Source organism: Paraburkholderia caribensis, assembly GCF_002902945.1.
GTDB lineage: Bacteria > Pseudomonadota > Gammaproteobacteria > Burkholderiales > Burkholderiaceae > Paraburkholderia > Paraburkholderia caribensis.
Genome location: NZ_CP026101.1, coordinates 741,198 through 763,876 on the forward strand (window position 1 = coordinate 741,198; position 22,679 = coordinate 763,876).

22 protein-coding genes are annotated in these 22,679 nt (G+C 63.1%); 9 read left to right on the forward strand and 13 right to left on the reverse strand.

Going from position 1 to position 22,679, the window contains the following annotated elements:
- Positions 1–58: 58 nt before the first annotated feature.
- The 4 genes from nadB to radC all read right to left on the reverse strand — a co-directional run bounded on the left by nadB (position 59) and on the right by radC (position 3,252).
- Positions 59–1,657 (reverse strand): L-aspartate oxidase, encoded by a 1,599-nt coding sequence (gene nadB / locus C2L66_RS03255; protein WP_054933931.1) that lies wholly within the window; start codon positions 1,655–1,657, stop codon positions 59–61.
- A 234-nt stretch (positions 1,658–1,891) separates the two neighbouring features.
- Positions 1,892–2,059: a 50S ribosomal protein L33 gene (rpmG, locus tag C2L66_RS03260; protein WP_004185395.1), complete on the reverse strand. Its 168-nt coding sequence runs from the start codon at positions 2,057–2,059 to the stop codon at positions 1,892–1,894.
- 10 nt (positions 2,060–2,069) lie between these two features.
- Positions 2,070–2,303 carry a 50S ribosomal protein L28 gene (gene rpmB, locus C2L66_RS03265; protein ID WP_007586227.1) on the reverse strand — a complete coding sequence of 78 codons (234 nt, stop codon included), beginning with the start codon at positions 2,301–2,303 and terminating at the stop codon, positions 2,070–2,072.
- 238 nt (positions 2,304–2,541) lie between these two features.
- Positions 2,542–3,252, reverse strand: a complete 711-nt coding sequence (gene radC, locus C2L66_RS03270; protein WP_224100386.1) for a RadC family protein — start codon at positions 3,250–3,252, stop codon at positions 2,542–2,544.
- Between the two features lie 210 nt (positions 3,253–3,462).
- On the opposite strand from radC, the gene C2L66_RS03275 reads away from it, so the two are divergent.
- From C2L66_RS03275 to C2L66_RS03305, 7 genes are all read left to right on the forward strand, one after another.
- Complete coding sequence (locus C2L66_RS03275; protein ID WP_035987541.1) at positions 3,463–3,918, forward strand: FKBP-type peptidyl-prolyl cis-trans isomerase; 456 nt, start codon at positions 3,463–3,465, stop codon at positions 3,916–3,918.
- 2 nt (positions 3,919–3,920) lie between these two features.
- Positions 3,921–4,880, forward strand: coding sequence for a 4-hydroxy-3-methylbut-2-enyl diphosphate reductase (gene ispH / locus C2L66_RS03280; protein ID WP_054933934.1), 960 nt, complete (start codon positions 3,921–3,923; stop codon positions 4,878–4,880).
- 539 nt (positions 4,881–5,419) lie between these two features.
- A complete protein-coding gene (locus C2L66_RS03285) occupies positions 5,420–6,622 on the forward strand; it encodes a branched-chain amino acid ABC transporter substrate-binding protein (RefSeq protein WP_054933935.1) in 1,203 nt (400 codons plus the stop codon).
- A gap of 228 nt (positions 6,623–6,850) precedes the next feature.
- Positions 6,851–7,801, forward strand: coding sequence for a branched-chain amino acid ABC transporter permease (locus tag C2L66_RS03290; protein ID WP_035986146.1), 951 nt, complete (start codon positions 6,851–6,853; stop codon positions 7,799–7,801).
- 27 nt (positions 7,802–7,828) lie between these two features.
- A complete protein-coding gene (locus tag C2L66_RS03295; RefSeq protein ID WP_054933936.1) occupies positions 7,829–8,998 on the forward strand; it encodes a branched-chain amino acid ABC transporter permease in 1,170 nt (389 codons plus the stop codon).
- 20 nt (positions 8,999–9,018) lie between these two features.
- Positions 9,019–9,795, forward strand: a complete 777-nt coding sequence (locus C2L66_RS03300) for an ABC transporter ATP-binding protein (protein WP_054933937.1) — start codon at positions 9,019–9,021, stop codon at positions 9,793–9,795.
- Positions 9,795–10,511, forward strand: coding sequence for an ABC transporter ATP-binding protein (locus tag C2L66_RS03305; protein WP_012400004.1), 717 nt, complete (start codon positions 9,795–9,797; stop codon positions 10,509–10,511). Before C2L66_RS03300 ends, C2L66_RS03305 begins: the two co-directional genes overlap by 1 nt.
- 952 nt (positions 10,512–11,463) lie before the next feature.
- On the opposite strand, the gene C2L66_RS03315 is transcribed toward C2L66_RS03305, so the two are convergent.
- The 3 genes from C2L66_RS03315 to C2L66_RS03325 form a co-directional block, all read right to left on the reverse strand.
- Positions 11,464–11,898 (reverse strand): GNAT family acetyltransferase, encoded by a 435-nt coding sequence (locus tag C2L66_RS03315; protein WP_405083812.1) that lies wholly within the window; start codon positions 11,896–11,898, stop codon positions 11,464–11,466.
- 14 nt (positions 11,899–11,912) lie between these two features.
- Positions 11,913–13,097, reverse strand: a complete 1,185-nt coding sequence (locus tag C2L66_RS03320) for an acetylornithine transaminase (RefSeq protein ID WP_054933939.1) — start codon at positions 13,095–13,097, stop codon at positions 11,913–11,915.
- 335 nt (positions 13,098–13,432) lie between these two features.
- The gene (locus tag C2L66_RS03325; protein ID WP_054933940.1) at positions 13,433–14,464 is read right to left on the reverse strand and encodes a CDP-6-deoxy-delta-3,4-glucoseen reductase; all 1,032 of its coding nucleotides are present in this window, start codon (positions 14,462–14,464) and stop codon (positions 13,433–13,435) included.
- Positions 14,465–14,538: 74 nt separating this feature from the next.
- Here C2L66_RS03325 and C2L66_RS03330 point away from each other — a divergent pair, with 74 nt between their 5' ends.
- Entirely contained in the window at positions 14,539–15,591 is a 1,053-nt protein-coding gene (locus C2L66_RS03330; RefSeq protein WP_060602783.1) for a Rossmann-fold NAD(P)-binding domain-containing protein, read from the forward strand.
- Between the two features lie 15 nt (positions 15,592–15,606).
- On the opposite strand, the gene C2L66_RS03335 is transcribed toward C2L66_RS03330, so the two are convergent.
- The 6 genes from C2L66_RS03335 to C2L66_RS03360 all read right to left on the reverse strand — a co-directional run bounded on the left by C2L66_RS03335 (position 15,607) and on the right by C2L66_RS03360 (position 20,946).
- On the reverse strand, positions 15,607–15,795 hold the full coding sequence (locus tag C2L66_RS03335; RefSeq protein ID WP_035986131.1) for a hypothetical protein: 189 nt from the start codon (positions 15,793–15,795) through the stop codon (positions 15,607–15,609).
- Between the two features lie 165 nt (positions 15,796–15,960).
- Positions 15,961–16,665 (reverse strand): pseudouridine synthase, encoded by a 705-nt coding sequence (locus C2L66_RS03340; RefSeq protein WP_060602050.1) that lies wholly within the window; start codon positions 16,663–16,665, stop codon positions 15,961–15,963.
- Positions 16,666–16,802: 137 nt separating this feature from the next.
- Positions 16,803–17,624, reverse strand: coding sequence for a quaternary amine ABC transporter ATP-binding protein (locus C2L66_RS03345; protein ID WP_082670380.1), 822 nt, complete (start codon positions 17,622–17,624; stop codon positions 16,803–16,805).
- Positions 17,625–17,638: 14 nt separating this feature from the next.
- The gene (locus tag C2L66_RS03350) at positions 17,639–18,628 is read right to left on the reverse strand and encodes an ABC transporter permease (RefSeq protein WP_060602044.1); all 990 of its coding nucleotides are present in this window, start codon (positions 18,626–18,628) and stop codon (positions 17,639–17,641) included.
- 41 nt (positions 18,629–18,669) lie between these two features.
- Positions 18,670–19,707 (reverse strand): ABC transporter substrate-binding protein, encoded by a 1,038-nt coding sequence (locus C2L66_RS03355; RefSeq protein WP_060602042.1) that lies wholly within the window; start codon positions 19,705–19,707, stop codon positions 18,670–18,672.
- A gap of 63 nt (positions 19,708–19,770) precedes the next feature.
- Positions 19,771–20,946, reverse strand: coding sequence for a mandelate racemase/muconate lactonizing enzyme family protein (locus C2L66_RS03360; RefSeq protein ID WP_060602039.1), 1,176 nt, complete (start codon positions 20,944–20,946; stop codon positions 19,771–19,773).
- A gap of 207 nt (positions 20,947–21,153) precedes the next feature.
- Between C2L66_RS03360 and C2L66_RS03365 the strand changes: the two genes are divergently transcribed.
- Entirely contained in the window at positions 21,154–22,584 is a 1,431-nt protein-coding gene (locus C2L66_RS03365; RefSeq protein WP_060602037.1) for an aminotransferase-like domain-containing protein, read from the forward strand.
- Positions 22,585–22,679: the final 95 nt, after the last annotated feature.

Here is a 22,679-nt window from a genome sequence, read left to right on the forward strand (position 1 = left end):
CAAAAGGCCATCGCCAGTCGGACCGGCGATGGCCTTTTTCATGCGCGACGTGCGACGGCTACACGTTGCGGTTCGGCACGCGCTCCGGCGAAAGCACGGTTGGCAGCGCTTTGGGCAGCGCGTTCGGCCAGTCGCGGCTGTAGTGCAGCCCGCGGCTTTCGCGACGCGAACGCGCGCTTTCGACGATCAGCGACGCGACGTCGACCAGATTACGCAGTTCCAGCAGGTCGCGGCTCACCTTGAAGTTCGCGTAGTACTCGTGGATTTCATCGCGCAGCAAGGTCAGCCGGTGTTTCGCGCGCGCGAGCCGCTTGTCCGTCCGCACGATACCGACGTAATTCCACATCAGGCGGCGCAGTTCGTCCCAGTTGTGCGCGACGACAACTTCTTCGTCGGGGTCGGACACGCGGCTCTCATCCCAGTCGGGCAGCGGCGCATGCACGGCCGCGCCGAAACCTTCGTCTTCGATTGCCTGCGCGGCCGAGCGACCGATCACGAGGCACTCCAGCAGCGAATTGCTCGCGAGCCGGTTCGCGCCGTGCAGGCCGGTGCACGACGTTTCACCGACGGCGTAAAGCCCCGACAGATCCGTGCGCCCGGCGAGATCCGTGACGACGCCGCCGCATGTGTAGTGCGCCGCCGGCACCACGGGAATCGGCTCTTTCGTGATGTCGATGCCGAACTCGAGGCAGCGCGCAAGAATGGTCGGGAAGTGTTCGCGCAGGAATTCCGGCGGCTGATGGCTGATGTCGAGATACACACAGTCGATACCGCGCTTCTTGATCTCGAAGTCGATCGCGCGCGCCACGATATCGCGCGGCGCGAGTTCGGCGCGTTCGTCGTGAGCGGGCATAAAGCGCGTGCCGTCGGGCAGCTTAAGAATGCCGCCTTCTCCTCTGACTGCTTCCGAGATCAGGAAGGACTTGGCGTAAGGGTGAAACAGACATGTCGGGTGAAACTGGATGAACTCCATGTTCGACACGCGACAGCCCGCGCGCCAGGCCATTGCGATGCCGTCGCCTGTCGCGGTGTCGGGGTTGGTCGTGTACAGGTACACCTTGCCCGCGCCGCCCGTCGCGAGCACGGTATGCGGCGCCTCGATGGTGACGGTGCGGCCGCTTGCGAGATCGAGCGCGTACAGGCCGTGACAGCGACGTCCCGGCAGGCCGAGCCGGTCCGAGGTGATCAGGTCGATCGCGTAGTGGTCTTCGAGCAGCGTGATGTTCGGATGCTGCCGCACGCGCTCGCTCAGCGTTGCGACGACAGCGTGGCCCGTGGCGTCGGCGGCATGGATGATGCGCCGATGGCTGTGGCCGCCTTCCCGCGTCAGGTGAAAGCCGAGCTCCGCGGCGTCGTCTTTCGTGAATGGCACGCCCTGGTCGATCAGCCACTGGATCGCCTCGCGGCCGTGCTCGACGATAAAGCGCGTCGCGGCTTCGTCGCATAGGCCGCCGCCGGCGATCAACGTGTCGTCGACGTGATTCTCGACGCTATCCGCCGAGTCGAGCACGGCGGCGATGCCGCCTTGCGCCCAGTCGCTGGCGCCGTCGGTCAGCGAACGCTTGGCGATCACGGCGACGCGCCGCGTCTGCGCGAGATTCAACGCGACACTCAATCCGGCGAGTCCGCTGCCGACAATCGCTACATCGAAATTCATCTCCTCTCTCCGTCGTATTGCGCGGCCGGTGCGGCGAGCGCCGCCACGACCGTTCGATTGGGAAACCGAACAGCATACGCGTTGAGACCGCCGAGGAAAAGCTGACCGAACGGCCTAGACTATTGCGCGCGCCGGAAGAGGAGGGGATTGTGAACAGGGCAGCCGCGAAGCGGGTAGCCGAAAAACAAAAAGCCCCGCATGATGCGGGGCTTTTTCGACAGGAAGAAGACCAGATTACTTGATCTTCGTTTCCTTGTACGCCACGTGCTTGCGGGCGACGGGATCGAACTTCATGATCTCCATCTTTTCCGGCATGTTGCGCTTGTTCTTCGTGGTCGTGTAGAAGTGACCCGTACCAGCGGTCGATTCCAGCTTGATCTTGTCGCGTGCGCCCTTGGCCATGATTTACTCCTTAGGCTTCGCCACGTGCGCGCAGGTCAGCGAGCACGGTGTCGATACCGTTCTTGTCGATCAGGCGCAGGCCGGCGTTCGAGACGCGCAGGCGCACCCAACGGTTTTCGCTTTCAACCCAGAAACGGCGATTCTGCAGGTTCGGGAGAAAACGACGCTTGGTCTTGTTGTTCGCGTGGGAAACGTTGTTGCCGCTCATCGGCGCTTTCCCAGTTACTTGGCATACGCGTGCCATGAGAGCACTCCTAATACGCTAATTCTGAGTTCGGAACGCCGTGAAGTTTCCCGGGAAAACATAAGAACCAAGCCGTAGCCGACTTAATCTCTCGCTTTCCGGAAAGGCCTTGAGGCTTCGGAACAGGGGTTGGAAAGAGGCAAACCGAAATTCTAGCAGAAAAAGAGCTGAACTATCAAACCTTATTTGCGACGGACAGGACAGATGCGCAACGCAGCCGTCTGCGTTGCGCAGCGGCTCACGGCCAGCCCGCGCGGGCGAAAGAAAATGTCTCGTTCGCGCCGATCACCAGATGGTCGATCAGTTGCACGTCGATCAGCGCAAGGGTGTCGCGCAGCACGCGCGTGAGCTGGCGGTCGCTGGCGCTCGGCTTGACGGCGCCGGACGGGTGATTGTGCGCGACGATCAGGCTTGCCGCATTGACCGACAGGGTGCGCCGGACGATCTCGCGCGGGTAGACGGCCATCCGCGTGAGCGACCCGCGCGAGTTTTCTTCCGAGCGGATCAGCCGGTGCCGTGTGTCCAGAAAGAGGCAGATGAACACCTCGTAAGGCCGCGAGCCGATCAACAGCCGCAAATAGTCCTCGACGGATTCGGGGGAATCGATCAGCGGACGCTCGCGCATCTTTTCCGCGAGCGCGCGCCGCGCCATCTCCATGATCGCCAGCAGTTGCGCGCGCTTGGCCGGGCCCACGCCGCGCACGCCGTCCAGATCTTCTGGCGTCGCGTCGAGCATCGCGCGCAACGAGCCGAAGCGCTCCAGCAGCGAGCACGCGACGTCGAACACGTTGTGGCCGGGAAGCCCGGAGCCCAGCACGAGCGCGACGAGTTCGGTGTCGGAGAGCGCCGCCGGACCTGCCTCGAGCAGCCGCTCGCGCGGCATGTCGCGGGTTGGCCACGGCGGCTGCGGGCGGCGTGTCGGAGGCTTTTCTGCCGCAAAGTGCGGCATGATTATCGTGTCGGTCATGGCAATGTCCTTCGAAATTCGGATGACGCGGCGACAAAGCGCTGCGCAGCAACGTTCCAGCCGGCTCGGGATATGTGGCTTACAATAGATCCTTTGCGCACGGCGCCCCCGGCATGGCACGGGCCCGCCGCCATGCGCGCGACCCGCGCCGCTGCGTTTGTGCGCCGCGCGCCACGACCGAACGAGTACCGCATGAGCATCATCGACATCTCCGAAGTGAAACCCGGTTCGCACGTCACACTTCACTACCGGCTTTCGCTTGCCGATGGCGCCGAGATCGTCAGCACCTTCAATGACAAACCCGCTACGCTGCTGCTCGGCGCGGGCCAGTTGGCGCCGCCGCTGGAAGACATTCTGCTGGGATTGAAGGTGGGCCACCACTCGACCTTTCAGCTAGAGCCGGGTCAGGGTTTCGGCCCGCGCAATCCGGAGCTGATCCAGCGCGTGTCGCTGGCAACGCTGCGCGAAAACGCGATGATCGGCGAGGATTTTTCTCCGGGCGATCTCGTCGAATTCAATGCGCCGGGTGGCGGTCGCTACGCCGGCGTGCTGAAGGAAGTGGGTGAAACCTCGGCTCTCTTCGATTTCAACCATCCGCTCGCCGGCCAGGCGCTGACGTTCGAAGTCAAAATCATCGGGATCCTGTAAACATGAGCATCACGGACACGACACTCGCCGAAGCTGAAATCCTGCTTGCGCAGCCGCGCGGATTCTGCGCCGGCGTCGATCGGGCGATCGAGATCGTCGAACGCGCCATCAAGCTGTACGGTTCGCCGATCTACGTGCGTCACGAAATCGTTCACAACGCGTATGTCGTCGAAGATCTGCGCAAGAAGGGCGCGATCTTCATCGAGCAACTCGAAGAAGTCCCGTCGGGCAGCACGGTGATCTTCAGCGCGCACGGCGTGTCGAAGGCCGTGCGGGCTGAGGCCGATGAACGCGGTCTACGCGTGTACGACGCGACCTGCCCGCTCGTCACCAAGGTGCACATCGAAGTGGCGAAGATGCGCGCGGAAGGCTTCGACATCGTGATGATCGGCCACAAGGGCCACCCCGAAGTCGAAGGGACAATGGGACAGACGGCCGAGGGCATGTATCTCGTCGAGGATATCGAGGACGTGCAGGCGCTTCAGCTCGCCGACCCTGAGCGCATCGCCTACGTGACGCAGACCACGCTGTCCGTGGATGACGCCGCGCAGATCATTGCCGCGCTGAAGGCGAAGTATCCGAACGTCAAGGAACCGAAGAAGCAGGACATTTGCTACGCGACGCAGAACCGCCAGGACGCCGTCAAGTTCATGGCGCCGCAATGCGATGTGGTGATCGTCGTCGGCAGCCCGAACAGTTCGAACTCCAACCGGCTGCGCGAGCTGGCCGAAAAGCTCGGCGTGCCTGCCTATATGGTTGACTCGCCGGATCAGATCGATCCCGCGTGGGTCGCCGACAAGCGCCGCATCGGCGTGACGGCGGGCGCGTCGGCGCCGGAAGCACTGGCGCAGGCCGTGATCGGCCGTCTGCGCGAACTGGGCGTGCGCAACGTGCGTGCGCTGGAAGGCATCGAGGAAAACATTGCGTTTCCGTTGCCGCGCGGGCTCGGTTTGCCCGCCTGACGACCTGTCCCCAACTAAAAAAGCGCGCCGCGGGCGCGCTTTTTTATTGCCATTGCCCACGAGAACTACCCTTAAAAACGGTGCCATATCATCGAAAAACAATCAAGGGACGGTGTCGGGGCGAACATTCTTTTTGTTTTCCGGGGCGTAATTTGGACGCTGAACGCCGATCGCGCCCCGTTTTACTGCAGACAATTGCCGTAATCCGCAAACGTACGCACAAATACGGTGCATCTGCCGACTAACATAATATTGAGACGGAAGGATGTGCCGAAGTCCGCAGCATCAGGCTCGCAGCGAAATGTCTGCAACATCTGATGCTGCAAGGCGTCAGCGGTGGTGCAACTGATGCACGAAAAACTGGCGCAACCCGGTTGCGATGATGGGCGGGTAAGGGCCTCACAGCACGGTTGCAATGCAGGAAAACCCTGCGCTTCCAACAATATTGCCCGTCGCAAAATTGGAGTTACAATGCGCGCGTTCTCAGGGCTTGAGCGCCTCGGAACGCCAGATTTAGCAAGGCGCAGGAGACCTATTTAATGCGAGTCAAGTTTGCTTGTGCCGTGTCCATCGCGGCCGCGGTTGCGATGTTGACCGCGTGCAGCAAAAAGAACGAAGGCGAGGCGGACAAGAGTGCATCGGCGGCGGTGGCAGTGTCGGCGGCGAGCGCGAGCGACGTGACTGTCGTGAAGATCGGTCATGCGGCCCCATTGACGGGCGGCATTGCGCATCTGGGTAAGGACAATGAAAACGGGGCGCGTCTCGCCATTGAAGAGATCAACGCGCAGGGATTGACCATCGACGGCCGCAAGATCCAGCTGCAACTCGACGCGCAGGACGATGCGGGCGATCCGAAAACGGGCACGCAGGTCGCGCAGAAGCTGGTGGACGATCGTGTAGTTGCCGTAGTCGGGCACCTGAATTCCGGTGTGTCGATTCCGGCCTCGAAGATATATAGCGACGCGGGCATTGTGCAGATATCGCCATCCTCGACGAATCCGGCCTATACGCAGCAAGGCTTCAAGACGACCTACCGGGTCGTCGCGACCGATGCGCAGCAAGGTCCGGCGCTGGCGAACTACGCGACGAAGTCACTCGGCGCGAAACGGATCGCCGTGGTCGACGACGCGACTGCGTATGGCAAGGGTCTTGCTGACGAATTCGCGAAGACGGCGGAAGCGGGTGGCGCAAAGATCGTTGCGCGCGAGGCGACCAATGATCGGGCCACGGATTTCCGGGCCATCCTCACAAAGATTAAAAGTGCCCAGCCGGACGCCATCATGTTCGGCGGCATGGATGCAACGGGCGGGCCGTTCACAAAACAGGCAGCGGCGCTCGGAATCAGGGCAAAAATCCTTGGCGGCGACGGCGTGTGCACCGACAAGGTGGGGGAACTGGCGGGCAGTGCCGTCCAGAACCTCGTGTGTTCGGAAGCAGGACTTGCGCTTTCGAAGATGGAAAGGGGAGCGGACTTCGAAAAGAAGTACGACGCACGCTTCCACACGCCGGTGCAGATTTACGCGCCGTTCACGTATGACGCTGTATACGTGGTCGTCGACGCAATGAAGCGCGCCAATTCGATCGAGCCGCCCAAGGTGCTCGCTGCGATGCCCTCGACTGACTACACAGGTGTAATCGGTCACATCGCATTCGACGACAAGGGCGACCTGAAAGAAGGCGCGATTACGCTTTACGACTTCAAGGACGGCAAGAAAGCGGTCCTCGACGTCGTGAAGATGTAATGACGGGACGTACAGCCTGACGGCACCGGACCATCCGACGGTGCCGTTTTTGCATCCGCGTCGAGCGCGCGGGCCGCTGCAACCCAGTGGCTACAGACGCTCGACGAAGATAACCCTTACCGGTCTTTTACATCAGTACCCGCAGTGCCGTTGCGATTTACGTGAAGCATCAGGGCCAACCGGCAGATGAAGAGCGTGAATCCAGTCGCACGGGCTAAGGAGCATTAAATGGATATTTTCATCCAGCAGGTTCTCAACGGACTGGTGCTTGGCAGCGTCTACGCCATCATCGCACTGGGCTACACGATGGTGTACGGCATTCTCGGCATCATCAACTTCGCGCACGGCGACGTGCTGATGGTGGGCGCGATGGTCGCGCTCTCGGCCATCGGCGTGTTGCAGAATCATTTCCCCGGTCTCGGCAACGTGCCGACGCTGTGCATTGCGCTGGTCATCGCGGCCGTCGTGTGCGCGGTAGTGGGCTACACGATCGAGCGGGTGGCGTACCGGCCGTTGCGCAAGGCGCCGCGTCTCGCCCCGCTGATCACCGCGATCGGCGTGTCGATCCTGCTGCAGACGCTCGCGATGATGATCTGGTCGCGCAACCCACTGCCGTTCCCGCAGCTGCTGCCGACCGATCCGCTGAACGTGATCAAGGCCACCGATACGACGCCTGGCGCCGTGATCTCGATGACTGAAATCGTGATCATCGTCGTCGCGTTCCTCGTGATGGCGGGCCTGCTGCTCCTCGTGCACAAGACCAAGCTCGGCCGCGCGATGCGCGCGATCGCCGAGAACCCGGGCGTCGCTTCCCTGATGGGCGTGAACCCGAACTTCGTGATCTCGGCGACCTTCATGATCGGCTCGGCGCTCGCAGCGCTGGCGGGCGTGATGATCGCGTCGGAATACGGCAACGCGCACTTCTACATGGGCTTCATCCCCGGCCTGAAGGCGTTCACGGCAGCGGTGCTGGGCGGTATCGGCAATCTCGGCGGCGCGATGGTGGGCGGCGTGATTCTCGGTCTGATCGAACAGCTGGGCGCCGGCTATATCGGCAACCTCACGGGTGGCGTGTTCGGCAGTAACTACCAGGACGTGTTCGCATTCATCGTGCTGATCATCGTGCTGGTGTTCCGTCCGTCGGGCCTGCTGGGCGAACGTGTCGCGGATCGTGCCTAACGGGCGCAAGGGTAAGGAGCAAACATAATGACCTCAATTCAACCGATCGAGCCGTCCACGACGCTCATCCCTGAACGGAACCTGACGAAGACGCTGACGGTGGGCATCATCACCGCCGTGTTCGTGATCGCAGCGCCCTTTGTCATCGGCACGGCCGGCGGCAACTACTGGGTCCGCGTGCTCGACTTCGCGATGCTGTATGTGATGCTCGCGCTAGGTCTGAACGTGGTGGTCGGCTTTGCCGGCCTGCTGGATTTGGGCTACATCGCGTTCTATGCGGTCGGCGCGTACACGGCAGCGTTGCTGAGCTCGCCGCATCTGTCGTCGCAGTTCGAATGGATCGCGCATCTCGCGCCGGGCGGCCTGCACGTGCCGTTCCTGATTATCGTGCCGTGCGCGATGGCAGTCGCCGCGATCTGCGGGGTGATACTCGGTGCGCCGACTTTGCGTCTGCGCGGCGACTACCTCGCGATCGTGACGTTGGGCTTCGGGGAAATCGTGCGGATCTTCCTGAACAACCTCGACCGTCCGGCGAACATCACGAACGGCCCGAAAGGCATCACGGGCATCGACCCCGTTCACGTCGGCGATTTCAGCCTCTCGCAGACGCACTCGCTGTTCGGCCTGACGATTCCGTCGGTGTACTCGTACTACTACCTGTTCGTGCTGTGCGCGCTGTTCGTGATCTGGGTGTGTACGCGTTTGCAGCACTCGCGTATCGGCCGTGCATGGGCGGCGATCCGCGAAGACGAAATCGCCGCCAAGGCGATGGGCATCAACACGCGTGACGTGAAGCTGCTGGCGTTCGCGATGGGCGCGTCGTTCGGCGGCCTGTCGGGCGCGATGTTCGGCGCGTTCCAGGGCTTCGTGTCGCCAGAATCGTTCACGCTGCCGGAATCGATCGTCGTGCTGGCCTGCGTGGTGCTGGGCGGCATGGGCCATATCCCGGGCGTGATCCTTGGCGCGGTGCTGCTCGCCGTGCTGCCCGAATTCCTGCGTTCGACGATGGGTCCGCTGCAACACCTGATCTTCGGTCATGAAATCGTCGATACGGAAGTGATTCGTCAGCTCGTGTACGCACTCGCGATGGTGCTGATCATGCTGTACCGCTCGGAAGGCCTGTGGCCGTCGCCGAAGCACGAAGACAAGATCGCGAAGATTGCGAAGCGCAGCAACAAGAAGCCGGTGCGCGCTTAACCGACAGGGGAGCAGAAAACATGAGCGACAAGAAAATCCGTCTGTCCGTGAAGGGCGTGAACAAGCGCTTCGGCGGTTTGCAGGCGCTGTCGGATGTCGGCCTCGAGATCGAGGAAGGCACGATTTACGGTCTGATCGGTCCGAACGGCGCCGGCAAGACCACGTTCTTCAACGTGATTACCGGTCTCTACACGCCGGACTCGGGCGAGTTCAAGCTCGACGGCACGCCTTACACGCCGACGGCTGTGTATCAGGTGGCGAAGGCGGGCATCGCGCGTACGTTCCAGAACATCCGTCTGTTCGGCGGGATGACTGCGCTGGAAAACGTGATGGTCGGCCGTCACGTGCGCACGAAGCACGGCCTGCTTGGCGCCGTGTTCCAGACGCCGGCTGAGCGCCAGGAAGAGCGCGAGATCAAGGAACGCGCGCTGGAACTGCTCGAATACGTGGGCGTGCTGCAGTATGCGGACTACACGTCGCGCAACCTGTCGTACGGTCACCAGCGCCGTCTGGAGATCGCGCGCGCACTGGCGACCGATCCGAAGCTGCTCGCACTCGACGAACCGGCCGCCGGCATGAACGCCACGGAGAAGGTCGAACTGACGAAGCTGCTCGACAAGATTCGTGCGGACGGCAAGACGATCCTGCTGATCGAGCACGACGTGAAACTGGTGATGGGCCTGTGCAACCGGATGACAGTGCTCGACTATGGCAAGGTGATCGCTGAAGGTCTGCCGCACGACGTGCAGAAGGACCCGAAGGTGATCGAGGCTTATCTGGGTGCGGGGGTCCACTGATGGCTACGGCAATGTTGAAAATCAAGGGCCTGCAGGTCAACTACGGCGGCATTCAGGCCGTCAAGGGTGTCGACCTGGAGATCGCGCAGGGCGAGCTCGTGACGCTGATCGGCGCGAATGGCGCGGGCAAGACGACGACCATGAAGGCCATTACGGGCCTGAAGCCGTACTCGGCTGGCGATATCGAGTACATGGGGCAGTCGATCAAGGGCGTGCCGCCGCATGAGCTTTTGAAGCGCGGCCTCGCGATGGTGCCGGAAGGGCGCGGGATCTTCGCGCGCATGTCGATTGTCGAGAACATGCAGATGGGTGCTTATCTGCGCAGCGATACCGAAGGCATCAAGAAGGACGTCGAGCGGATGTTCGGGTTCTTTCCTCGCCTGAAGGAACGTGCTACTCAGCTGGCCGGTACGCTCTCCGGCGGTGAACAGCAGATGCTGGCGATGGCGCGTGCTGTTATCTCGAAGCCGAAGCTGTTGCTGCTCGACGAGCCGTCGATGGGTTTGTCTCCGATCATGGTCGAGAAGATCTTCGAAGTGGTGCGCGAGATTTCCAAGGAAGGCATCACGGTCATGCTCGTTGAGCAGAATGCTCGGCTTGCGCTGCAGGCGGCTGACCGTGGTTATGTGATGGATTCAGGTACTGTCACGATGTCTGGCGACGCCAAGCAGATGCTCGATGATCCGAAGGTGCGGGCCGCGTATCTCGGCGAGTAACTTTCGCGGTTGGTTTTTTTTGTTTTAGCAGGGAGGGCTGCACGTTCAGGCGTGTGGCCTTTTTTGTTTTGTCGTGGGGTTGGGTTTTGGTTTTGGCTTCGCCTTTGCTTCTTTTGGCGTCCGCGTTATGCCTTCGCGATTCACACGTCGCCGTTCGGTGTTTTGGTCTTTGCGCTGGCATCCGCGTTACGTTAGCGTGCTTCAGGCGTCGCCCCTGTGCGGGGCGGCACCTACTTTTCTTTGCCGCCGCAAAGAAAAGTAGGCAAAAGAAAGCGGCTCACACCGCCAGTGCTTGACGTTTGCCCACGGGCCCCCCACGTCCCCGTACTTCACGCGGCAGCATATCTGTTCGCCTTCGCTGCCAGCGCTCTCTATGTACGCCTCACCCGCTTCATATACCCGCGTCACAGCACGCCACGCCAGACAGTCCTCCGTCGCCCAGGTGGCAAACTGTGTGTAGGTCGGCGCGCCGCACAACTCGGCGTTCTTGCAAGAAACACCGTCCCCGCTTTTCAGTCCGGAGTGGTGCGCGTATGGCGCGAAGGCCGACACACAGTTTGCCACCTGGGCGGCACATACCATTCGCTGCCGCTGGCCCGGGTACGGGTAATTGAAGCGGGTGAGGCGTTTGTTCGAAGCGTTGGCAACGGGCACCAACCAAGGCGCTGGTGTGTGAAGGATGGGGACGTTGGGGGCCCGTGGGTAAACGTCAAGCACTGGCGGTGTGAGCCGCTTTCTTTTGCCTACTTTTCTTTGCGGCGGCAAAGAAAAGTAGGTGCCGCCCCGCACAGGGGCGACGCGTGAAGCGAGCTAACGTAACGCGGATGCCAGCGCAAAGGCCGAAACGCCGAACGGCGAACGGCGACGTGTGAATCGCGAAGGCATAACGCGGCTGCCAGAAGAAGCGAAGGCGAAGCCAAAAAAACCCAAAAAAACCCAAAAAAACCCAAACCTAAGCCACCGCCCCCAACCGTTTCCCAAGACTAACCACGGCATCAGCAACATACCCCAGCGACTCATAAAAGGCCTGCACATCAGCCTTTGCGCTCAGCACCTGAAGATTGACCTTAGGACACCCGCGCGCGGCGAGCGCCGCTTCCGCATGCCGCACAAGTGCAGTGCCAATCCCAAGGCGCCTGGACGCCGCCCCGACCGCAAGCGAATACAGCCAGCCCCGATGCCCATCATACCCAGCCATCACAGTTCCAACGATGCCCCCATCCTTCACGGCGACAAAGAACAGTTCAGGCTGCGTAGCCAGCTTGTTGGCGATCGACAGATGCGGATTACGCTGCGGCCGGCTCGCATCCTGATACTCAGGAAACGCTTCGAGCCACAGCGCGATCACGGCATCCGTGTCGCCCGCGTCGAACACGCGAATCGACATGGACGAAGCGTCAATCACAGCGTATCCAGAATCGACCGCAACATCGCCATCATCTGATCGATCTCTTCCGTCGTCACGTTCAAAGCAGGCATGAAACGCAGCAGATTCGGACGCGCGGCATTCAGCAGCAGCCCATCCGGCTGCATCAAACGCGCCTTCTCGACGATCTGGTTGCCGATATCCTTCCCAAGCAGCAGCGCACGCAGCAGACCCTCGCCGCGCTCGCCCTCGAAGCCACGCTCGGCAGACAGTTCCAGCAGCTTCGTGCGCAGATATTCACCACGCGCCTTCACGCCATCGAGAAAGCCAGGCGCCGTCAACTGCGAGATCACCGAATACCCGGCCGCCGTCATCAGCGGATTGCCGTTGTACGTGCCGCCCTGGTCGCCCGCTTCGAACACCTCGACATGCTTCTTGCACAACAGCGCGCCAAGCGGCACGCCGCTGCCGATACCCTTCGCCAGCGTCATCACGTCCGGCTCGATACCCGACAGCTCGTACGCGAACAGCGTGCCCGCACGGCCACAGCCGCTCTGTACTTCATCAACGATCAGCAGCAGGTTGTGCTTCGTTGTCAGCGCGCGCAGTTGCTGCATGAACTCGCGCGATGCAGGGATCACGCCGCCTTCGCCCTGGATCGGCTCCAGCATCACGGCGACGGTCTTGTCGTTGATGAGCTTCTCGACGGACGCGATGTCGTTCAGGTCAGCCTTTGGAAAGCCTGGCACCTGCGGTGCGTAGATCGTGTCCCAGCCCGGCTTGCCGCTTGCGGACATCGTCGCGATCGTGCGGCCGTGGAAGCTGTGATCGAACGTGATGATCTCGTATGCGCCGCCCTTGAACTTCTTGCCCCACTTGCGCGCCAGCTTGATCGCGCCTTCGTTTGCCTCGGCGCCGCTGTTCGTGAAGAACACCTTGTCGAAGCAGCTGTGCTGCGTAAGCAGGCCCGCGAGCTTCGCCATCGGTTCGTTGTAGAACGCGGGCGACGGATTGATCAGCGTGCGCGCCTGCTGCGTCAGCGCTTCGATCACGCCGTCGTTGCAATGGCCCAGGCTGTTGACCGCCCAACCCTGAATGAAATCCAGATATCGCTTGCCGGTGTTGTCGTAGAGCCACGAGCCCTTGCCGTGCGTGAAAACGATTTCGGGCCGGTTCGTGATGTACATCAGCGAATCGATCGGATACTCATTGAAGTTCATGGCTACAGGCTCCAGGCAAACAGGGATGAAAAACCGCCTCGGACAACATGGCCCAGCAACGGAAAGAAAAAAGCACGACGGGTAAGGCAGAAATACAAAAAGCCACGGCATGCCGTGGCTTTCATGATTCGAACTGCGTGCGCGTTGTTCGCGCGAATCCGTGACGAAGCCAGCGGCGCCCCTAAGGGAGCAGCGAGCGGCGACGTCGAAGTTCGGACTGGATGCGGTTCATGCGCGAAAGAATACGACAATGCCGGCGCCCGTGTAAACCTGCAATTTGCATGTCTCTACGCACTGCCGGCCGTTCTCAGAAGTGAAGCGTGCTGGCGCAACGATCAGACGGGGTTCGCGAGATCGGCTGCGCTCGTGAACGAATCCGCATAGAACTCGTCTTCCGGCAGGCGATGATGCTGCGTGAAATCGCGCTGCGCCGACTCGACCATCACCGGCGCGCCGCACGCATACACCTGATACGCCGACAAGTCTGGCAGATCTTCGATGACGGCCCGATGAACGAAGCCAGTGCGGCCCGTCCATGCGTCGTCCGCATCCGGTTCCGAGAGAACCGGCACGAACTTGAAGTTCGGAATCTCGCGCGCCCATTGCTCGGCGAGCTCCATCATGTACAGGTCTTTCTTGCGACGCGCGCCCCAGTAGAGCGTCATCGGGCGCGTGATGTTCTTGAACACCGCATGCTCGACGATCGCCTTCAGCGGCGCGAAGCCCGTGCCCGACGCGAGCAGCACGATCGGCTTGTCCGACTCTTCGCGCAGGAAGAACGTGCCGAGCGGCGCCTCGAAGCGCAGGATGTCGCGCTCCTTCATCGTGTTGAAGACGTGGTCCGTGAACGCGCCGCCCGGCATGTGGCGGATATGCAGTTCGACGGGACCGTCCGCGTGCGGCGCGCTCGCCATCGAATAGCTGCGGCGCTTGCCGTCCTTCAGGATGAATTCCAGGTACTGGCCCGCCATATATTGCAGGCGCTCGTTCGCGGGCAGTTGCAGTTTCAGCACGACGACGTCGTCGGCCTTGCGCTCGATGGCGCTCACACGGCACGGCAATTTCTTGATCTGCACGTCGCCGATGCCCGTCACTTCGCGGATGTCGATCTCGAGGTCGGTGCACGCGGTCGCGCAACACAGCAGCGCGAGGCCGCGTGTCTTCTCATCGTTCGACAGCGCCGACGACGAATGCGCACGCTGCTCGACCTCGCCGCCGACCACCGCACCCTTGCACGAGCCGCATGCGCCGTTCTTGCAGCCGTACGGCAGGCCGATACCCTGGCGAAGGGCGGCTGTCAGCACGGGTTCGTCGGGTTCCACCTGAAACTGCCGGCCGCTTTGCCGGAGCGTTACGTTGAATGCCATAAGTCGTTCAGTCTTCGAATACAGAAAGTCGGTAACCAATGCGTGTCGTGGATCGCGGCTACAATGCGTCCACGATGAAAGCGACACGAAAATTGCGCAGACCGCGCGTGCTGATCGTCGGTTGCGGCGATGTCGGCATGCGCTGCGTGCGGCAACTGCAAGGACGCGCACGCCTCTGTGCGCTCACCAGTCACGCGGAGCGCCGCGACGAACTGCGCGCGGCGGGCGTCACGCCGATTGTCGGCGATCTCGACGTGCGCGCGAGCCTGGCTCGTCTTGCCCATCTCGCGCCGACCGTCCTGCATCTCGCGCCTCCGCAAAGAATGGGCGAGGCCGACACGCGCACGCGCGCGCTGATCGCCACGCTGACTGCGCCGCGTGCCCGGCGTGCCCGTCATCTGGCGACGGGGCGCTTGCGGCGCGCGCAGCACGGCATTCGTGCGCGCAAAACATCTAGTATTGTACCCGACGGGGGGTGTCCGGCTTCGCGGGCCGGGCATCGGCCGAGCCGGCGTTCGCGCGTGGTCTATGCGAGCACGACGGGCGTCTATGGCGACTGCGGCGGCGCGTGGCTCGACGAAACGCGTCCTGTCGCGCCCGCCAACGAGCGCGCGAAACGCCGCGTGTCGGCGGAGACGCAATTGCGGCGCGCGGCGGCGCGACGTGCGATCACGGCCAGCATCGCGCGCATTCCGGGCATCTACGCGGGCAACCGGCTGCCGCTCGCGCGGCTGGAAAAACGCACGCCAGCGCTCGTCGATGCCGACGACGTCTACACGAACCACATCCACGCCGACGATCTCGCCGCGATCCTGCTGCGTATGTCGACGCACGCTCGACCGTCGCGCGTGATCCACGCGTCCGACGACACGACGTTGAAAATGGGCGAGTACTTCGACCGGGTGGCGGATGCATTCGGCATCGAGCACGCGCCGCGCATTGCACGCGACGAAGCAGAACAGCAGCTCGGCGAGATGATGCTGTCGTTCATGCGCGAGTCGCGCCGGCTCGTCAACACGCGGCTGAAGCGCGAGTTGCGTTTCAGATTGCGCTATCCGAGCGTCGACGACTTTCTGCGCACGGTGGCGTGCCCGAGCCGCACGCAGCCGCGCCCAGACAAGCCATAACGGAAAACGCAGCGATCAGGTGAGGGCAGGTAGCGCTTCCAGTAACAGGAAGCAGAAGAACGCGCCGATCAGCGCAGCGAGCAGATTCGGCTCGTACCTGTGCCGACGATGCATGACGGCCAGCACGCCGCCAATCAGCAAAAGCCCGAGCCCGATGAACGCGATCATCGCGTATGAAACCGCCAGGTTGCCGTAGATGACCATGGCGCCTCCTTGCCTGCTTTGTAATCTTTGTTGATCCGAGTATAGGACGGGCGTTCGGAGCAAGCATGCTGCGGCGCAGCGTTCTGCAAGGTTTTTGTGGCGCTTTTGTTCGGAATCCCACGTAGTCTCAATGGCTTGAGACGAGGCGGGGCGGGCATTGATCGTTTACCCGTTCCGTAATGCGCCCAGGTCGGCTTCATCGAGCCATTGCCACGCGCCTTCAGCGAGCGAAGCCGGCAACGCCAGCCCACCGACCCGCTCGCGATGCAGCGCCTCTACACGGTTGCCCGCCGCCGCGACCATCCGCTTCACCTGATGGTATTTGCCTTCCAGCACGGTGAGTTCCAGCGCGTGTTCGCCGCGCGCATGAGCGGCGACGGCCGCGATCGGCTTCGCTTCGCCGTGCAGCAGCACGCCTTCGCGCAATGCGGTGAGTTGCGCGTCGTCGAGCGGATGACGGGTCGTCGCGAGGTAGACCTTGGGCACTTTGCGTTTCGGCGACGTGTACGCGTGGACGAACTGGCCGTCGTCTGAGAGCAGCAGCAGGCCCGTCGTGTCCTGATCGAGCCGGCCCACGCACTGGACGCCGCGCGTCGCAAACTGCGCGGGCAACAGATTGAACACGCTCAAATGATGCTGCGGATCGCGCGAGCATTCATAGCCCGCAGGCTTGTTGAGCAGGATGTATGCGCGCTCACGATAAGGCCAGGCCGCGCCGTCGACTTCGAACGCCAGCGCATTGGTATCGACGTCGGCGTCGGGATCGGCGAGCGTCGCGCCGCCGACCGACACGCGGCCGTCCGCGATCAATGCGCGGCACTGGCGGCGCGAACCGAAACCTTGGGAAAAGAGAACGCTTTCGAGATTCATTGGAGCGGGCAGAAGGGCGGACACGAGCAGCGATGCATCAAACGTCGACGGCGTCCTTCGTTGCGAAGGACGCCGTCATTGCCTGCATTTTACCCGCCGCCCTGGTTTGCCCCGCCAGCGTCAGCGCACGACCAGACTTAGTGCGCGCCCGAGCGCCGCTCGACGAAGCGCGCCACGTAATCGTCGGCGGGCTTCGTGAGGATCTCGTTCGGCGTGCCTTCCTGCACCAGCGTGCCGTCGCGCAGAATCGCGATGCGGTTGCCGATGCGCAGCGCTTCGTCCAGATCGTGCGTGATGAACACGATGGTCTTGTTGAGCGTCGCCTGCAGTTGCAGAAGCTGGTCCTGCATTTCCGTGCGGATCAGCGGATCGAGCGCGGAGAAGGCTTCGTCCATCAGCAGCACGTCGGTATCGGCGGCGAGCGCGCGCGCCAGACCGACGCGTTGCCGCATGCCGCCCGACAGCTCATCGGGATAATGATCGCCGTACCCGTCGAGCCCGACCTTGCCGAGCCACATGCGCGCCTTCTCGTTCGCTTCCGCATTGCTCTCGCCGCGCGTGCGCAGTGCATACGCGGTGTTGTCGAGCACGGTCTGATGCGGCAGCAGGCCGAAGTTCTGGAACACCATGCTGACCTTGTAGCGGCGCAATTCGCGCAGACCGTGCGGGTCGAGCTTGATGACGTCCGAACCGTCGATCACGATCTCGCCCGCCGTCGGCTCGATCAGCCGGTTGAAGTGGCGCACGAGCGTCGACTTGCCTGAACCCGACAAACCCATGATCACGTAAATCTCGCCCGAACCGATATGCAGGCTCACGTTGTTCAGGCCGACGTTGCAGCCCGTTTGCGCGAGCACTTCAGCCTTGCTGCGGCCGCTCTTCAGCAGGTCGAGCACGCGCCGGTGACCGGCTTCCGGGCCAAAGAGCTTGTACACGTTCTTCACTTCGATCGATGACATGTCCATGCCCTCCGTCAGTCCGCCGTGCGGGCTTCGAGGCCGCGCTGCGTGGCGTTTTCGTTGGCTGCCGCCGGCGCGCCGTCTTCACGCGGCGCGCCCGCGTTCCGATAGGGAACGCGCGACGCCGCCTTCGCCTTGCGGCGCTGCGCGACGAGCCTGCGCGTGCGGCGGTCCTGCCCGTAGCCCTGACTGATCCGGTCGATGACGATCGCGAGAATCACGATCGCGATGCCCGCCTGCATGCCCTTGCCGATATCGAGCGTCTGGATGCCGGCGAGCACGTCTTCGCCGAGTCCGCGCGAGCCGATCATCGACGCGATCACCACCATCGACAGCGCCATCATCGTGGTCTGGTTGATACCCGCCATGATGCTGGGACGCGCGAGCGGCAACTGCACGTTGACCAGCAACTGCCAGCGCGTCGTGCCGAAGGCGCGCGCCGCTTCGACGACATCCGCATCCACATGACGGATGCCGAGATCGGTCAGGCGGATCAGCGGCGGCAGCGCGTAGATGATCGTCGCGAGAATCGCGGGCACCTTGCCGAGGCCGAACAGCATCAGCACGGGGATCAGATACACGAAGCTCGGCAGCGTCTGCATGATGTCGAGCACGGGCAGCAGCACGCGCCGCATCCACGGGCTGCGCGACGCCCAGATGCCAAGCGGCACGCCGAGCGCGACAGACAGCACGGTCGCGACCAGCATCAGCGCGAGCGTCTGCATCAGCTTGTCCCACAGACCGAAGCAGCCGATCACATACAGCAGCAGCACGAAAAAGGCCGCAATGCCGATGCGCCGCGTCGCGTTCAGCGTGAGCAGGCCGACAGCGATCAGGATCGCCCAGGCGGGCGTCGCGCGCAGCGCGCCTTCGAGCGGCACCAGCACGTAGCGCAACAGCGCCGTGCTGAAGTCGTGGAAGCTGTCGCCGTACGCGGCAACGAACGATTGCACATGGTCGTTCACCCAGTCGGCGATCGACAGATGTAGAAAGATCGAATTCATGTTGAAACCCTCCCGTGCGTCATGACGCGTCGGTGTCGATATCAGCCAGCCAGCGCGGCCTGAACCTTTTGCGCGACGTCGGTGGGCACCCATGCTCTCCACATGTCAGGGTGATCGCGCAGGAACTGCCTTGCCATCGTCGGGCCGTCGATCTTCTTGCTCGTCATGTCGAGGATGGTCTTGTTGAGGAAGTCCATCGGGAAGCTGACTTTCGAGTAGGTGTCCATCAGTTGCGGCTCGGCCTGATAGAACGGCGTCGATACGCCGACCTTCAGATGCGACACGAGATACGACGACGCGCATTGCGACGTGCTGTTATCCGCGCGCAGTGTGTCCCAGCACTTCTGGTTGAACGCGGGCATCTTCAGCTGGACGAACTTGTACTTCGCCATCAGCGCGGCGGGTTCCCAGTAGTAGAAGAGGATCGGCTTGCCGCGCTGATATGCCGATTCGATCGCGGCATCGAGCGCGGCGCCCGTGCCGGGGCGGAAGTCGGTGTATGAATCGTCGAGATTCAGCGTCTTCAACAGACGCCGGTTCACGCGCTCGCAGTCCCAGCCCGACGGGCAGTTCAGGAAGCGGCCTTTGCCGGGCTCTTCGTCGTCTTCGAACACGCCTTTGTACTTCGGCAGATCGGTCACGGACGCGAGGTTCGGCGCAACGGGCTTGATGTTGCGCTTCGCGTCGCCCTTCACGACATACTCGGGCACGAACCAGCCTTCGTTGGTGCCGCCCGGCAGCGTGTCGCCGAGCAGCTTCACGCGGCCGTCGTTCACCGCTTTCGCGATGATTTCCGAGCGGCCCGTCCACTGTTCGGACCACACTTGCAGGTCGTCGCGCGACAGCGCCGTTTCCGTCGCGGCCGTGTTGCCTGGAATCGTGTCCGTCTTGCAGCCGTAGCCTTTCTCCGTGATGAAGCGCAGCACTTCCGACGTGAACGAGCCGCTTTCCCACGTGACGCCCGCAAAGCGCACGGGTTTGCCCGCCGAGCACCAGGCGCCGGCGTGAGCGGCGGCGGGCCATAACGCGCCGGCGGCAAGCGCGACCGTGACGGTGCGCATCAGGGATCTGATCTGCATGGTGTGTCTCCGATTGTGATTGGATGTCTGGCGCTGTCGTCGAGCGCCTTTTGGGCCGAGGCGTCAGCCGTATGTGCTACTGGAGCCGAGCGTCGCGGCGAGGATCATTTCGTCGATGGAAAGACCGAGGCCCGGCGCGTCGGACAGCGTGATCCAGCCTTCGCTGTCGATATCGATCGGGCTTTTCAGCATGAAGTCGCGGCGCGCGATCGACCATTCGGGCGGGTCGTACGGAAATTCGATGAACGGCGCGCTCGCGGCGCCCGCCGTCAGATGCAGGTTCGCAGCGAGGCCGATGGCATTGCCCCACGTGTGCGGCGTGAAGACCTTGCCGTGCGCCTCGACGGCTTGCGCGAGCTTGCGCAGCCCTTCCATGCCGAGCGAGCACGCGACGTCCGGCTGGAACACATCGAGGCAATCGCGCGCGAGCAGTTGATCGAACTCGTAGCGCTCGCGTGTCATCTCGCCGCCGGCCATGCGCAATGCCGGCGACACCGCCTTGCGCAGCCGCGCCATGCCGTCGTAGTCGCCGCGATGCAGCGGCTCTTCCATCCAGTAGACATTGTGCTTTTCCAGTTCGCGCGCGACAGCGAGCGCTTCGTCGAAAGTCCACGGCGCCGCCGTGTCCCACGGCATGCGCCAGCCCTGGTTGCAGTCGACCATCAGTTCGAGCCGGTCGCCGACGGCTTCGCGCACGGCGGCGAGCACGGCGAGATCGTCTTTCAGTTGCGGACGCCCGAAGCGGATCTTGAGCGCCGGAAAGCCGCGTTCGACGACATGCAGCGCCATGCGCGCCATCTCGTCGGGGCGGCGATGCACGCCGCTCGACGCGTACGCGCGAATCCGGTTGCTGCGTCCGCCCGCCATCCGCCAGCACGCCTGCCCGCGAATTTTTCCGGCGAGGTCCCACAGCGCGATATCGAGCGGCCACGGACGGCCGGCGTGAAAGCCGATGTTGTCGAGCACGGCGCTGTGGCGCGCGAGGTCGAGCGGATCGCTGCCGATGAACAGATGCTGGTAGTCGGCGAAGCCGTACATCGCGTCGCCGGAGCCGATGCCGACCCGGCCGGCGTCGTCGTGCACGCGCACGATCGTGGCGGGAAATTTGCGGCGCGGCTGGCTATCCCACGAGGCGGGGAAGGGCGGATCGAGCACCAGCTGATGCTGCGTTATGTCGATCCGGGTGATGCGGGCCGTTTGCGCGAGGCGGTTCACGGCCTCGCTTGCTTCACGATCCATCAGGCGTCTCCTCCTGAATTGACGCAGTGCGGCATTCAATGTGCTGCGCAATGCGTCTCGAATGGGATAAGAATGACGCCATGCTATGAATGTGGCGCGGGCAACTCAATCGCTTCAATAAAAGTAAATGACTGCATCCAATTCCGAGATATGCGTTGCGTATCATCGAGTGACACAACTCAACGAACTTCCGGAGACCGTCGCAACATGGCGATGAATGCCTGGCTGCCACGAATCGAGGCGGGCAGCGAACCGAAATATCAGGTCATTGCCCGCGCGTTCGCGCAGGCCATCCTCAATGGGCAATTGCCCGCCGGCGAGAAGTTGCCGCCGCACCGTTCGCTTGCGGGCGAACTGAAGGTGACGACGGGCACGATCAGCCGCGCCTATGCCGAACTGGAGCGGCAGGGCCTCGCGAACGCGCGCGTCGGCGACGGCACGTATGTCGCGCAGGCGCGTTCGCGCGAGTTGCCGCCCGCTGCCAGCGGCTACGGGACGCTGCGTACCGGCGTGGTCAGCGCGCCGCCGCTGATCGACCTGGGTCAGAACGTGCCGCAGTCGACGGAAGAGGCGGCGGCGCTGTGCACGACGCTCGCCGGGATCGCCACCGACCAGCGCCTCGCAGCCGAACTGCTGCAATACGCGCCCGAAGCCGGCTCGATGCGCCACCGGCTCGCGGGCGCCGCCTGGCTCGGCCGCGCGGGCAGTCCGGCGAGCGCCGCTCGCGTGCTCGTCACGCAGGGCGCGCAGCATGCACTGGCGTCGGTGCTGCGCGCCGTCACGCGTCCGGGCGACACCGTGCTGGCCGAGGTGGTCAGCTATCCGGGCATCATCGCGCTCGCGCGGCAACTGCGGCTGCATCTGGTCGGCGTCGAGATAGATCAGGAAGGGCTGGTGCCCGGCGCGCTGGAACTCGCGTGCAAGTCGCTGCATCCGCGCGCGATCTTCTGCGTGCCGACCATCCACAATCCGACGACGGCGACGATGTCGGAACAACGGCGCGACGCCGTCGCGGAAATCCTGCAGCGTCACAGCGTGCTGCTGATCGAGGACATCGTTCCCGCGATGCTGATGGAAGCGCCGCCCGAGCCGCTCGCCGTGCGCATGCCGGAACAGGCGTTCCTGATCGCGGGGCTGTCGAAGTCGGTTGCGCCGGGGTTGCGGGTCGGCTATCTGCAGGCGCCTAGCGCGTGGTGCTCGAAGGTCGCCGCTGTGATCCGCAGCGACTGCTGGATGACGGCACCGCTGATGGCCGAGATCGTGTCGCGCTGGATCGAAAGCGGCGAGATGGACCGGCTCAACGCGTTGCAGCGCGCGCGCATCGACGCCGAGCACGCGATCGCGGACGAAGCGCTGGAAGGCGTCGCTTACCGGCGCGCGGCAACCAGCTCGCACCTGTGGCTGCCGCTGCCCGACCCGTGGCGCGCGGCGGAATTCGCAGCGGCGCTGCGCCAGGAAGGGGTGCTGGTGAAAACAGCCGACAGCTTCGTGATTGGCCGCAATGCCGCGCCGCACGCGATCCGCGTGTGCATGAGCGGCGCGGTCTCGCTCGATGCGCTCGCGCGCGGACTCGCGCTGATCCGCACGACGCTCGATCACGGGCTGGAAAGCGGCATGGCGTCGTCATACGCGCCTTGATCCGCGTCTGCGGCACGTCGTTGTCTGATGGAATCACAGAGCAAGAAGCGGAGCGTAACGATCGGCTGAAACCGTGACGATGGGTTTTTCGTCAT

Coding starts and splice junctions, on each gene's coding strand:
- nadB (WP_054933931.1), bottom strand. CDS start 1,657: ATGAATTTCGATGTAGCGATTGTCGGCAGCGGACTCGCCGGATTGAGT.
- rpmG (WP_004185395.1), bottom strand. CDS start 2,059: ATGGCCAAGGGCGCACGCGACAAGATCAAGCTGGAATCGACCGCTGGT.
- rpmB (WP_007586227.1), bottom strand. CDS start 2,303: ATGGCACGCGTATGCCAAGTAACTGGGAAAGCGCCGATGAGCGGCAAC.
- radC (WP_224100386.1), bottom strand. CDS start 3,252: ATGCCGCACTTTGCGGCAGAAAAGCCTCCGACACGCCGCCCGCAGCCG.
- C2L66_RS03275 (WP_035987541.1), top strand. CDS start 3,463: ATGAGCATCATCGACATCTCCGAAGTGAAACCCGGTTCGCACGTCACA.
- ispH (WP_054933934.1), top strand. CDS start 3,921: ATGAGCATCACGGACACGACACTCGCCGAAGCTGAAATCCTGCTTGCG.
- C2L66_RS03285 (WP_054933935.1), top strand. CDS start 5,420: ATGCGAGTCAAGTTTGCTTGTGCCGTGTCCATCGCGGCCGCGGTTGCG.
- C2L66_RS03290 (WP_035986146.1), top strand. CDS start 6,851: ATGGATATTTTCATCCAGCAGGTTCTCAACGGACTGGTGCTTGGCAGC.
- C2L66_RS03295 (WP_054933936.1), top strand. CDS start 7,829: ATGACCTCAATTCAACCGATCGAGCCGTCCACGACGCTCATCCCTGAA.
- C2L66_RS03300 (WP_054933937.1), top strand. CDS start 9,019: ATGAGCGACAAGAAAATCCGTCTGTCCGTGAAGGGCGTGAACAAGCGC.
- C2L66_RS03305 (WP_012400004.1), top strand. CDS start 9,795: ATGGCTACGGCAATGTTGAAAATCAAGGGCCTGCAGGTCAACTACGGC.
- C2L66_RS03315 (WP_405083812.1), bottom strand. CDS start 11,898: ATGTCGATTCGCGTGTTCGACGCGGGCGACACGGATGCCGTGATCGCG.
- C2L66_RS03320 (WP_054933939.1), bottom strand. CDS start 13,097: ATGAACTTCAATGAGTATCCGATCGATTCGCTGATGTACATCACGAAC.
- C2L66_RS03325 (WP_054933940.1), bottom strand. CDS start 14,464: ATGGCATTCAACGTAACGCTCCGGCAAAGCGGCCGGCAGTTTCAGGTG.
- C2L66_RS03330 (WP_060602783.1), top strand. CDS start 14,539: ATGAAAGCGACACGAAAATTGCGCAGACCGCGCGTGCTGATCGTCGGT.
- C2L66_RS03335 (WP_035986131.1), bottom strand. CDS start 15,795: ATGGTCATCTACGGCAACCTGGCGGTTTCATACGCGATGATCGCGTTC.
- C2L66_RS03340 (WP_060602050.1), bottom strand. CDS start 16,665: ATGAATCTCGAAAGCGTTCTCTTTTCCCAAGGTTTCGGTTCGCGCCGC.
- C2L66_RS03345 (WP_082670380.1), bottom strand. CDS start 17,624: ATGTCATCGATCGAAGTGAAGAACGTGTACAAGCTCTTTGGCCCGGAA.
- C2L66_RS03350 (WP_060602044.1), bottom strand. CDS start 18,628: ATGAATTCGATCTTTCTACATCTGTCGATCGCCGACTGGGTGAACGAC.
- C2L66_RS03355 (WP_060602042.1), bottom strand. CDS start 19,707: ATGCAGATCAGATCCCTGATGCGCACCGTCACGGTCGCGCTTGCCGCC.
- C2L66_RS03360 (WP_060602039.1), bottom strand. CDS start 20,946: ATGGATCGTGAAGCAAGCGAGGCCGTGAACCGCCTCGCGCAAACGGCC.
- C2L66_RS03365 (WP_060602037.1), top strand. CDS start 21,154: ATGGCGATGAATGCCTGGCTGCCACGAATCGAGGCGGGCAGCGAACCG.